Consider the following 10,868-nt stretch of genomic DNA (forward strand, 5'->3'; position numbering starts at 1 on the left):
TCTCCGAGGAATGATAAACCCGACATTGCCATTCTAATGCTTGGCATTAATAGCGAGTGTTATGGAAGTTTCAAGCCGTCAGGACACCAAGGCCGAATTGCTGCGATCAGCCGAGCGGCTGATAGCCGAGAAGGGTCTGGGCTCGGTCTCGGTCAAGATGATCACCACTGATGCAGGGGCCCGCAATCCCAGCGCGGTGCATTACCATTTCGGCAGCATCGAAAGCCTGATCGAGGAAGTCTTCGCCAAGCGCTATCGCGAGATCGAGGCTGAGCGGGCGGTGCGGCTGGAACGGGTCACCGAAAGCGACCCGCAAGCGCGGCTGGTGGCGCTGGTCGAAGCGGCGATCGGCCCCTTCCTGGAAGCCTGTCTCGAGGACTCTGGCCGCATTTATGCGCGGTTCTGCCTGCAATTCGTGTCGGATCCGCGGTTCGACTATGCCAAGCTGATCATGAACGCCGGGGCGCAGACCTTCGTGCGGCTGAGCGAGGAGATCATCGCCTGCCTGCCGCGCATCCCGCTCGCAAGACTGGAGCCACGGATGCGGCAGAGTTTCGTCATCGCGATGGTGCAGGCCGTAAGCTTCGCCCGAGCGGTCGAGGCGGGGATCGCGCAGCCGATTGACGCCGCGGTCAGGGAAGCGGCCACCTGCCAGGCGGCCTATCTGAGCGCACCGGTCTAGGCACCGGCAAGCACCGCGCTCGCTTGACAAAATAATGTAATGCATTAATGCGGCGAGCATCGCAGCGCGATGGCGGCTGCACTGCGCCGCCAGCCCATCGCGAAGGGTCGCAGCCTGCCCGTGCGGCGGGCCATGCGGTGCAGCGCACGCGCCAGATGAGGGATTTGCAAAATGACGACGGTGCTGGACAAGGCTGACATCAAGGCGAAATACGCCGCCGAGCGCGCCAAGCGCCTGCGCCCGGAGGGCAATGACCAGTATCAGCGGCTCTCGGGCAAGTTCGCCGCGCTGGCGGTCGATCCCTACACGCCCTTCATCGAGCGCGAGCCGGTGGCCGATCATGTCACCTTTGCCTTTGTGGGTGCGGGCATGTCGGGACTGGTGGTCGGCGCGCGGCTCAAGGAAGCGGGGATCGACAGCTTCCGCCTGATCGACAAGGCCGGCGGAGTCGGCGGCACCTGGTACTGGAACCGCTATCCCGGCGCGCGCTGCGACACGGCGGCAATGATCTACCTGCCGCTGCTCGAAGAGACCGGTTACATGCCGAGCGAGAAATATGTCCGCGGCCCGGAAATCCTCGCCCATTGCGAGCGGATCGCCGAGCATTACGATCTCTATGACAAGGCCCTGTTCCACACCGAGGTGTCGAGCATCGCGTGGCAGGAAGCCGAGCGGGTCTGGCGGATCACCACCAACCGCGGCGACGATTTCACCGCCAAATATGTCGCGATCGGCACCGGCCCGCTCCACGTGGCCAAGCTGCCGGGCATTCCCGGGATCGAGACCTTCAAGGGCAAGTCGTTCCATACCAGCAGGTGGGATTACGACTACACCGGCGGCGATGCGAACGGGGCGCCGATGGACAAGCTCGCCGACAAGCGGGTCGCCATCATCGGCACCGGCGCGACCAGCGTGCAATGCATCCCGCAGCTCGCCAAGACCGCCAAGCAACTCTTGGTGTTCCAGCGCACGCCGTCTTCGGTCGATGTGCGGAACAACCATCCAATCGATCCCGAATGGTTCGCGCGCATTGCCCAGCCGGGCTGGCAGAAGCGCTGGATGGACAACTTCGTCGAGAACATGGGCGGCGGGCTGCCGAAGGAAGACCTGATCAACGACGGCTGGACCGCCATCTCGCGCCGCATCCGCGAAAAGGCGCTGGGCGGCACGCCGCTGTGGCTGGCGCGGCTGCTGACACGGCTGCGCAAGATCTTCAACGCCGCGCCCGGTCAGCGAAGCACCGCCCGGGTGCAGGCTGCGCTGGAGGAAGCGGATATCGAGAAGATGGAGGAGATCCGCGCCCGGATTGCCACGGTGGTCAAGGATCCGCACACCGCAGAACATCTCAAGCCGTGGTATTCGCAGCTCTGCAAGCGCCCCTGCTTCAGCGACGAATACCTGCCCGCCTACAACAGCTCCAACACCACGCTGGTCGACACCGATGGCAAGGGCGTCGAGCAGATCACCGAAACCGGCCTCGTTGTGGGCGGCAAGCACTACGAGGTCGATTGCATCGTCTACGCCTCGGGCTTTGAATATGGAGCCAACTTCCAGCTGAAGACCGGCTTCGATCTCAAGGGCCGCGGAGGGCAGATGCTGTCGGAGTACTGGGTGGATGGCTTGCAGACCCTGCACGGCCTGCACATGCATGGCTTTCCCAACGCCTTTGCGGTGCAGATGAACCAGGGGGCCAACATGGTCTCGAACATTCCGCACAATATCGTCGATCATGCGGCGACCATCGCGCAGGTAGTCGCCCATGCCGAGGGCAGTGGCTATGCCGAGATCGAGCCAACGCAGGAAGCGGTGTCGGATTGGGTCAATCTGATCCTGACAACGCCGCCTTCCATGATCACTTCGTCGGACTGCACACCCGGCTTCTGGAACAATGAAGGCCAGGGCTGGAACGAGAAGTTCCGCCGGTCACAAGGTCACCCGGGCGGTGCCGAGGGCTTCTTCCGGCACATCGAGGCCTGGCGCCGGTCGGGTGACTTCAAGGGCCTTGTTTTCAGCAAGTGACGGGGCGTGGGGTGGGCTGCTTGTCGCGCTGCGGCCGGTAAGTCTGCATTGCGTAAAAGGGAGCAGGCAATGAGCGAGACAGTCGATGTGTTCTGGTCGTTCCGCAGCCCCTATTCGCGGCTGGTCACTGCCGACCTGCTCCAGCTGCGCGAGGACTTTGATGTCGATGTCCAGCTTCGCGTCGTCCTGCCGCTGGCGGTTCGCAATCCTCAGGCACTGTTCGATCCGGCCAATCGCAAGCCGCCGCGCTATATCGCGATGGACAGCGCCCGCCGCGGCGAAATGCTCGGCCGGCCGATTGTCCTCCCGGCCGATCCCGATCCGATCGTGCAGGATTTCAGGACGATGGCGGTCGCCAAGGACCAGCCTTACATCAACCGCCTGACCAGGCTGGGGGTGGAGGCCAATCGCCGTGGCCGGGGCGTGGAACTGGCCGACCGGGTCGCCGCGCTGATCTTCGGCGGCACCAAGGGGTGGGATCAGGGCGATCTGCTCAAGGATGCGGTGGCCGATGCCGGGCTGGATCTGGCCGAGCTTGATGCGGCTATCGCCGACGGCGATCATCTGGCCGAAATCGAGCGCAATCAGGACGCCCTCAATGCCGCCGGCCACTGGGGCGTGCCGACCATGGTGTTTCGGGGGGAACCCTTCTTCGGTCAGGATCGGATCGACACCCTGCGCTGGCGGCTCGGCCGCGCCGGGCTCGCGCGGGGATAAGGCGCGGCGTATTTCCGCAGCGCCGTTCCGACCGTATGGCTCCGGTTAATGTGATGCATTATATCAGGGCATCAGGGGCGGCTGATCGAGGATCTGCGATTCTCCAGCCGCTCTGATGCCTGACCCAAGAACCCTAAGGAGATTGCCCAATGAAGACCCTTGCAAAGATTGCCGCATTCGCCGCAGCAGCGATGTTTCTCGCTCCGGCCGCGCACGCCGACATGTATCAGGACCGGCTCGCCGAGCTGCGGACCAAGTTCAAGGCCGCGGACAAGAACAAGGACGGCAAGCTGACCCAGCAGGAAGCCAAGGATGGCGGGATGACCCGCATTGCTTCCAATTTCGGCCGGATCGATACCGACAAGGATGGCTTTGTCACCCTCGCGCAGCTCGAGGCTCAGCTGGCCGCGCGCTTCAAGTAAGCCCGCCAGCGCGGGGCGCGCCGTGTGGTGGACCGGCGCGCCCCGCACCCTTGACTGTTTCCGGCCCGGTGGAGGCGAACGCGTCAATGTGACGCCGCTCTATCGGCCCCGCACCCTGTTATTCAGGCGGAAAACCCTTGAGAACCTTGGCAACCCCTGCGCGGATCTTTCCGGAATCGATACTGCCACGTCGGCCCGCGACCTCGGACGTGTTCACCGTCTTGGTGCCGGCCCCATGCCAAACCGGGGCCTTTGTCTTCACATCATAGATGTCGATCGCCAGCGTGCCTTCGGTATACGCCTGCACTTCGGTTGTGGTGACGGTCACAGGGGTCACAGCCCCCACCGCCACAGGCCGACGATAGGCCGCCGGATAGGCCGGATAATAGGCCCGGCCCCAGCGCCAGTTGGTCTGGTTGACCCAGAATGTTTCCGGGCTTTTGATGACCTCGGTGCTGCTCCGGCTGCCAACGGTGAACGACACGCCGAAATCGGCCTGTTCGAGCGTTTCGACAAAGCGGTAGCCCTTGGCTTCAAGCTCGGCGCGAACTTCCCGCGCAAGGCGTGTCTCGAGCATCGGCGGAACCCGGGTCTTGCCCAACACCGTCATCGGGCTCTCTCCGGCCCAGGCAAAGGTCTTGTAGGCTCCGAAATCGTGGGCCCGATCATAGTCGGAAGTGAACTTGGTGGTGGCACAGCCAGCCAGCATCAGTGTGCAAGCCGCAACAGCAATACGAAGCTCGTTCATCGTGTTCTCCGCTTAGAAAACGTCGGTTGCGGGCAGCCCCTTGCCCGCCCCGATCCCCCGATTACTTGGGCGAAGGGAGCTCTGCCCGAGTGACCACCCCATCCTCATTTCGATCAAGCATGGCGAAGATATCGGGATCGGACCGGTTCCACTCGTCAAGGGTAACGCGCCCGTCTTCGTTGCTGTCGAAGATCGACTTGACCTGCTCGAAGGCCGGTTCGAACTTGCGCTTCGCCAGCGGTATCTTCGGGCTGTCGCGCCTGTCGATCGTGCCGTCCTCGTTGCGATCGAGCTTGGCGAACATCTGTGCGCGATGCTGGTTGAGCTCGGCCCGCGAGGTCTTGCCATCGCCGTTCAGATCGGCCTCGGTCATCATTTCGGCGATCTTGCCAAGCGCCTCCGGGCTCGGCTGAGCCGAAAGGATGCCAGTGCCCATGGGCGATATGGCAAATGCAAGCGCCCCAACTATCGGAAGAATCTTGTTCATGTCGCACCTCCTGGCCGCGCCGCTCGGCTCCCGGACACGGGCCCGCAGTCGTCGAGAGCGTCATTAATGCGATACATTACAAGCTTGCGGCATGCAATGGCTAAGAGCGACCTTTGATTGGCCCAAGGCCCGAAATGGGGCACAAAGCTGATCGGCCAAGCGAGCGCGATTATGGTGGCGGTCACGACGTGCGGCCTGCAATCGCGGCGTGGCTCGCGCTCAAGTTGCTGGTAGAGCGCATCGAGTTCGGCGGGGACAGCGTTGCCAGGATTGCGGGTGGGGCGCGCGATACGGCTGACGGCAAGATCTTCCTTGCTGGACACGTCAGCAGCAAAGGCAGGCGCAACCGATTGCCACACGCCGATGGCCCCACAGTGAGGGAGCAAGAAAATGCTCTCTCGTTATAGGTAAATCTCTCACTGATGCGTGAGATGTTCAGATCAGCCCGCGGGCATCCAGCGGGTCGGCATCGCCCGGCGTCTCGCCCGTATCCAAAGCCAGATCGGCAAAGGCCTGATCCTGCGAGAGGAACACGCGGCCCGACAGGTCATCCAGCAGATGGCTGCGCTTCAGGCGGTCCATCACCGGGCCCTTGACCTCGGACAGGTGCAGCCGGATGCCGCCATCGGCAAGGCGGTGGTTGATCGCCTCGAGACTCTCGAGGCCGGAGGCGTCGATCGCGTTGACCGCGCTCGCCATCAGCACCACGTGGCGCAAGGGCGGGCGTTCGGCGACTTGCTCGAGGACATACTCCTCCAGCCAGCGGGCGTTGAGATAGGTGAGGCTCTCATCGACGCGAATGGTCAGCAGGTGCGGCAGGGTGAGGACCTTGTGGCGCGCCACATTGCGGAAATGCTCGGTGCCCGGCACCCGGCCGACGATGGCGGCATGGGGCTGGCTCGCGCGCCACAGGTAGAGCAGCAGGCCGACGCCCACGCCCGCGATCACGCCCATCTCCACCCCGGCAACCAGCGTGACGGCGATGGTTGCGGCATGGGCGGCAAAGTCCGCCTTGGAATAGGCCCAGAGCGCGCGCGGGGTCTTGAAGTCGACGAGGCTCAGCACCGCAACGATGATCGTCGCTGCCAGCGTCGCGTTGGGCAGATTGTAGAGCAGCGGGGTCAGGAACAGGCTCGCAAGCGCGATGCCGATGGCCGTGAAGGCGCCTGCCGCCGGGGTCTGCGCGCCTGCGTCGAAATTGACGACCGAGCGGGCAAAGCCCCCCGTCACCGGATAGCCGCCCGACAACGCGCTTGCGATGTTGCTCGCGCCCAGCCCGATCAGCTCCTGATCGGGCACGATCCGCTGACGGCGCTTGGCGGCCAGCGTTTGCGCGACCGAGACGCTCTCGACGAAACCGATCACCGAAATCAGCAGAGCAGGCACCCACAGCGCCTCGATCAGGGCAAGATCGGCGGAGGGCAACATGAAGGGCGGCAGGCCTTGCGGGATCGCGCCGACAATCGAGACACCGCGCGCCTCCAGCCCGAAGCCCGCCACCGCCAGAATCGACAGCGCCACCGCCACCACCGGCCCGGCCTTGGCGCTCATGTCGGCAGCGCGCGGGCTGAGCCCGAGCTTCTGGAGCGCGGGCTTCAGGCCCTTGCGCACCCAGAACAGGAACAGCGTCGCCGGAATGCCGATGGCGAGGGTAGCGGGGTTGATGTTGCCCAGATTGCTTGTCAGGCCGTGGAGCATCTCCGGCCAGGTCTCACCCCCCGCCTTGATGCCGAGAATGTGCTTGAGCTGACTGGTCGCGATCAGCACGCCGCTTGCGCTGATGAACCCGCTGATGACCGGGTGCGACAGCAGATTCGCCAGAAAGCCCAGTCGCAGCAGCCCCAGCACCACCAGCATGACGCCCGACAGCGCCGCCAGCGTGATTGCCGCTTCCCAATATTCCGCCGTCCCCGGTGCTGCGACCGCTCCCGCCGCGCTCGCCGTCATCAGCGAGACCACCGCCACCGGGCCGACGGCAAGCGTCCGGCTCGTGCCGAACACGGCATAGGCGAACAGCGGCAGGATCGAGGCATAGAGGCCGACGACCGGCGGCAACCCCGCCAGCATCGCATAGGCAAGGCTCTGCGGGATCAGCATGATAGTGACGATCACCGCCGCCATCAGGTCGCTGGTCAGGCCGCCGCGATCATAGGTGCGACCCCATTCGAGTATGGGAAAATAGCGTTGCAGCATGGCCTGTGTCTTTATGCTGCGATCAGGCCGCCGGGCCCGGCGAGCCACTCGCGGCCCTTGAGCATGCCGTTCCAGTAGATCCACGGCAGCGCGTCGGCCTTGAGCATCCATGAGAGGCGAGCGGGCTTGGTGCCGTCGACCAGCCATGTCGGGAAACTCGGTGCAAGCTTGCCGCCATAGGCAAACTCGGCGAGCACGATCTTGCCGCGCTCGACCGTCAGCGGGCACGAACCATAGCCGTCATAGCCCGCCGTCGGCCCCTTGCCGTCCAGCTGCCGGAGCGCGTTCACCGCTACCACCGGTGCCTGCTTGCGTGCGGCAGCGGCAGTCTTGGCATTGGGCGTCGAACCGCCATCGCCCAGCCCGAACACATCGGGATAGCGCACGTGCTGGAGCGTGTGCTGATCGACATCGGTAAAGCCGCTCGGCGCTGCCAGCGGGCTGTCAGCCAGGAATTGCGGTGCGACCTGCGGGGGAACGACGTGAAGCATGTCGAATCCGACTGTCGCTTCGCCATCGGCAGTGGCGAATGTGGCTTGCCGGCCGGGACCATCGACCGCGATCAGATTGCTGCCAAGCTCCAGCTGGATGCCGTATTTCCCGACATATTCCATCAATGCCGGAACATAGTCCGCCACCCCGAACAGCACGCCGCCGGCATTGCGGAACTGCACCTCGATCTCGCCCAGCACGCCTGCGCAGCGCCAGTGATCGCAGGCCAGATACATCGCCTTCTGCGGCGCGCCTGCGCATTTGATCGGCATGGGGGGCTGCGAGAAAATCGCCCGGCCCGCGCGGGTCTTCTGCGCGAGTTCCCAGGTATAGGGGGCAAGATCCGGGCGGTAGTTCGAGGTCACTCCGTTCCGGCCCAGCGCCGCTTCGAGCCCCGCGATCTTCTCCCAAGCCAAGCGGATGCCGGGTGCCACGATCAGCACATCGTAAGTGAGCGTGCCGCCATCGGCGAGCGTCACCTGATTGTTGTCGGGCTGGAAGCTGGCGCAGGCCTGCTTCACCCACGTCGCGGCCTTGGGCATCACGCTCGCCATCGGGCGCATGGTCGTGGCCACATCGAAGATGCCCCCGCCGACCATCGTCCATCCGGGCTGATAGGCATGGGTATCGGAGGGTTCGACAATCGCAATGTCGAGGCCAGGGCGGCGCTTCAGCATCGAAGCCGCCGTGGCGATCCCCGCCGCGCCGCCGCCGATCACGACGACGGTGTGCTTGGTGTCGGTCATGCCCGATCCCTCCCTAATCGCGCAGCCCTAGCCGCTCGCTTCCATCCGTTCGGCGAGCGCCGACAGGTCATATCCGGCAGCGTCGGCGCGGCTCCCCCGCTCAGCGACGCTCAGGCCGTGCACGTTGGCGAGGGCGTCGAGCGTCGCGGCGCGGGTGCCGGTGCGGCAATAGGCGAGCACCTTGCCCGGCGTGCCGCGCCGGATCGCACCGAAAGCGGCGACGGCGGCGGGCGGAAAGATACCGCCAGCGACGGGCAAGTGATGGAAAGCGAGGCCTGCCTCTTGCGCCGCTTCGCGCATGGCATCGAGCGTGGGCTGACCCGGCTCCTCGCCATCGGGGCGGTTGCAGATCACTGCGGTGAAGCCCTGTCCCGGCAGCTCGGCGAGCTCCGCGGGCTGCATTTGCGCGGCGACCGCAAGCCTATCGTCAATGGCCTTGAGTTCCATCATCCCTGTCCTTCCATGAGGCGCACTACCAGCATTCCGGCGAGCATCGCGGCCACGAAGATCGCTGCCGATGCGGGCGCAATCGCCAGCGCAGCAAAGCCCGGTCCGGGGCACAGCCCGGCAATCCCCCAGCCAATACCGAACAGCGCCGAACCGCCGATAAGGCGCGGGGTCAGGTCATTGCGGTCGGGGAGCGAGAAGCCCTCGGCAAAGAAGGGCCGCAGCAGCTTGCGCTGCATCATCCACGCTGCCGCCATCACCAGCACCGCCCCGCCCATGACGAAAGCAAGGGTCGGATCCCAGGCCCCGAACAGGTCGAGGAAGCCGCGCACCCGCGCAGGATCGGTCATGCCGCCGATGGTGAGCCCCCCGCCGAAAATCGTGCCCGCAGCAATCGGGACAAGCGTTTCGCGGATCATGGCGACACCCCGATCCCGAGCGCGTTCATCGCCGCTACGGTGGCAAAACCGGTGGCCATGAAGGTCGCCACCGCGACCAGCGAGCGCTGCGAGAGACGGCTCATCCCGCACACGCCGTGTCCGCTGGTGCAGCCCGAGCCGAGCCGCGTGCCGATGCCGACGATCAGCCCGGCAATCACTAGCGTCACAGGGTCGGCAAAGCTGGGCCTCGGTGCCTCGGTCAGACCGGTTACAAGCAGCGCTCCCAGCGGCAGGCCGATGACGAAGGCCCAGGCGCCTGCGCGCGGCATCGAGCCGTCAGCGAGGCCAAAGGCACGGGCGGCGATACCGGACACCCCGGCGATCCGCCCTGCCCCCAGCAGCATGATCGCAGCCGCCAGCCCGATCAGCACCCCGCCCGCCAATCCGGCGAGCGGGGCGGCTTCAGGAAATCCCGGAAGGGTCATACGGCGTTGACCGGAATCTTGAGGTAAGTGACACCATTCTCGTCAGGCGGCGGGAGGTGGCCTGCGCGCATATTCACCTGCACCGAAGGCAGGATCAGCCGCGGCATGTCGAGCGTCGCATCGCGCGCCTCGCGCATGGCCACGAACTCATCCTCGGTTATGCCGTCATGCGCATGGATATTGCCCTCACGCTCGGCAGCCACCGTGGTCTCCCAGACATAGGTCGTGCGGCCCTTCGGCAGATAGTCGTGGCACATGAACAGGCGGGTTTCCGGCGGCAGCGAGAGAATGCGGCGCAGCGATCGGAACAGCTGGCGCGCATCACCACCGGGAAAATCGGCGCGCGCCGTGCCGTAATCAGGCATGAACATTGTGTCGCCCACGAACACCGCCTCGCCCACGACATAGGCAATATCGGCGGGGGTGTGGCCGGGGACATGCATCACCGTGACCGGCAGGTTGCCGATCGTGAATGTGTCACCGTCCTTGAACAGCGCATCGAACTGCGACCCGTCGCGTTCAAAATCGGTGCCGGCATTGAATAACTTGCCGAACACGTTTTGCACCCTCGTGATCTCGGCACCGATCGCGATCTTCCCGCCCAGCTGCTCCTGCAGATAAGGGGCTGCCGAGAAGTGGTCGGCGTGAGCATGGGTCTCCAGCAACCACTTCACTTTCATATTATGCGAACTGACATAGTCAATCACCTTGTCTGCCGAAGCAGTGGCAGTGCGGCCAGAATTGGGATCGAAGTCCAGCACCGAGTCGACAATCGCCGCCTCGCCCGTGGCCGGATCCGAGGCGACGTAGGTGACAGTATAGGTCGCAGGGTCGAAAAAGCTCGCAATCTCGGGGCGCAGTGCAGCATCGGAAGCGGCCCGCAGAGCCTGTTCGGTCGCCGCCTGAAGCACAACATCAGCCTGGGTCATGGCATCTCTCCAACTCGATTTCATAAATCGAGTATATGTATTGCAATCCTGATGTCAAGTGATATGAGGACGCCATGAGCCCGCTCAACCCTACCGCTCCCCACAACGCTCCCCCGTGCGC

General features: G+C 64.6%; 12 protein-coding genes. 4 read left to right on the forward strand and 8 right to left on the reverse strand.

Annotated features, from left to right (window positions below):
• Positions 1–61 precede the first annotated feature (61 nt).
• From NBV68_RS04450 to NBV68_RS04465, 4 genes are all read left to right on the forward strand, one after another.
• Positions 62–682: a TetR/AcrR family transcriptional regulator gene (locus tag NBV68_RS04450; protein WP_296307559.1), complete on the forward strand. Its 621-nt coding sequence runs from the start codon at positions 62–64 to the stop codon at positions 680–682.
• 171 nt (positions 683–853) lie between these two features.
• Positions 854–2,701 carry an NAD(P)/FAD-dependent oxidoreductase gene (locus NBV68_RS04455; protein ID WP_296307560.1) on the forward strand — a complete coding sequence of 616 codons (1,848 nt, stop codon included), beginning with the start codon at positions 854–856 and terminating at the stop codon, positions 2,699–2,701.
• 69 nt (positions 2,702–2,770) lie between these two features.
• Positions 2,771–3,418, forward strand: coding sequence for a DsbA family protein (locus NBV68_RS04460; RefSeq protein WP_296307561.1), 648 nt, complete (start codon positions 2,771–2,773; stop codon positions 3,416–3,418).
• A gap of 149 nt (positions 3,419–3,567) precedes the next feature.
• Complete coding sequence (locus NBV68_RS04465; RefSeq protein WP_296307562.1) at positions 3,568–3,840, forward strand: hypothetical protein; 273 nt, start codon at positions 3,568–3,570, stop codon at positions 3,838–3,840.
• Between the two features lie 118 nt (positions 3,841–3,958).
• Here the strand turns inward: NBV68_RS04465 and NBV68_RS04470 are convergent, their stop codons facing one another.
• The 8 genes from NBV68_RS04470 to NBV68_RS04505 all read right to left on the reverse strand — a co-directional run bounded on the left by NBV68_RS04470 (position 3,959) and on the right by NBV68_RS04505 (position 10,747).
• Entirely contained in the window at positions 3,959–4,588 is a 630-nt protein-coding gene (locus tag NBV68_RS04470) for a DUF4136 domain-containing protein (RefSeq protein WP_296307563.1), read from the reverse strand.
• Positions 4,589–4,649: 61 nt separating this feature from the next.
• Complete coding sequence (locus NBV68_RS04475) at positions 4,650–5,075, reverse strand: hypothetical protein (RefSeq protein WP_296307564.1); 426 nt, start codon at positions 5,073–5,075, stop codon at positions 4,650–4,652.
• A gap of 435 nt (positions 5,076–5,510) precedes the next feature.
• A complete protein-coding gene (gene sulP / locus NBV68_RS04480) occupies positions 5,511–7,268 on the reverse strand; it encodes a sulfate permease (RefSeq protein ID WP_296307565.1) in 1,758 nt (585 codons plus the stop codon).
• Positions 7,269–7,279: 11 nt separating this feature from the next.
• Positions 7,280–8,506: an FAD/NAD(P)-binding oxidoreductase gene (locus NBV68_RS04485; protein ID WP_296307566.1), complete on the reverse strand. Its 1,227-nt coding sequence runs from the start codon at positions 8,504–8,506 to the stop codon at positions 7,280–7,282.
• Positions 8,507–8,533: 27 nt separating this feature from the next.
• On the reverse strand, positions 8,534–8,956 hold the full coding sequence (locus tag NBV68_RS04490; RefSeq protein WP_296307567.1) for a TIGR01244 family sulfur transferase: 423 nt from the start codon (positions 8,954–8,956) through the stop codon (positions 8,534–8,536).
• Positions 8,953–9,372 carry a DUF6691 family protein gene (locus NBV68_RS04495; protein ID WP_296307569.1) on the reverse strand — a complete coding sequence of 140 codons (420 nt, stop codon included), beginning with the start codon at positions 9,370–9,372 and terminating at the stop codon, positions 8,953–8,955. Before NBV68_RS04495 ends, NBV68_RS04490 begins: the two co-directional genes overlap by 4 nt.
• The gene (locus NBV68_RS04500) at positions 9,369–9,818 is read right to left on the reverse strand and encodes a YeeE/YedE thiosulfate transporter family protein (protein WP_296307570.1); all 450 of its coding nucleotides are present in this window, start codon (positions 9,816–9,818) and stop codon (positions 9,369–9,371) included. Before NBV68_RS04500 ends, NBV68_RS04495 begins: the two co-directional genes overlap by 4 nt.
• Positions 9,815–10,747, reverse strand: a complete 933-nt coding sequence (locus tag NBV68_RS04505) for an MBL fold metallo-hydrolase (RefSeq protein ID WP_296307571.1) — start codon at positions 10,745–10,747, stop codon at positions 9,815–9,817. The genes NBV68_RS04500 and NBV68_RS04505 overlap by 4 nt, the downstream gene beginning before the upstream one ends.
• Positions 10,748–10,868 lie beyond the last annotated feature (121 nt).

Origin of the sequence: Erythrobacter sp. (genome assembly GCF_023653175.1) — a bacterium.
Classification (GTDB): domain Bacteria; phylum Pseudomonadota; class Alphaproteobacteria; order Sphingomonadales; family Sphingomonadaceae; genus Erythrobacter.

Coding starts and splice junctions, on each gene's coding strand:
- NBV68_RS04450 (WP_296307559.1), top strand. CDS start 62: ATGGAAGTTTCAAGCCGTCAGGACACCAAGGCCGAATTGCTGCGATCA.
- NBV68_RS04455 (WP_296307560.1), top strand. CDS start 854: ATGACGACGGTGCTGGACAAGGCTGACATCAAGGCGAAATACGCCGCC.
- NBV68_RS04460 (WP_296307561.1), top strand. CDS start 2,771: ATGAGCGAGACAGTCGATGTGTTCTGGTCGTTCCGCAGCCCCTATTCG.
- NBV68_RS04465 (WP_296307562.1), top strand. CDS start 3,568: ATGAAGACCCTTGCAAAGATTGCCGCATTCGCCGCAGCAGCGATGTTT.
- NBV68_RS04470 (WP_296307563.1), bottom strand. CDS start 4,588: ATGAACGAGCTTCGTATTGCTGTTGCGGCTTGCACACTGATGCTGGCT.
- NBV68_RS04475 (WP_296307564.1), bottom strand. CDS start 5,075: ATGAACAAGATTCTTCCGATAGTTGGGGCGCTTGCATTTGCCATATCG.
- sulP (WP_296307565.1), bottom strand. CDS start 7,268: ATGCTGCAACGCTATTTTCCCATACTCGAATGGGGTCGCACCTATGAT.
- NBV68_RS04485 (WP_296307566.1), bottom strand. CDS start 8,506: ATGACCGACACCAAGCACACCGTCGTCGTGATCGGCGGCGGCGCGGCG.
- NBV68_RS04490 (WP_296307567.1), bottom strand. CDS start 8,956: ATGATGGAACTCAAGGCCATTGACGATAGGCTTGCGGTCGCCGCGCAA.
- NBV68_RS04495 (WP_296307569.1), bottom strand. CDS start 9,372: ATGATCCGCGAAACGCTTGTCCCGATTGCTGCGGGCACGATTTTCGGC.
- NBV68_RS04500 (WP_296307570.1), bottom strand. CDS start 9,818: ATGACCCTTCCGGGATTTCCTGAAGCCGCCCCGCTCGCCGGATTGGCG.
- NBV68_RS04505 (WP_296307571.1), bottom strand. CDS start 10,747: ATGACCCAGGCTGATGTTGTGCTTCAGGCGGCGACCGAACAGGCTCTG.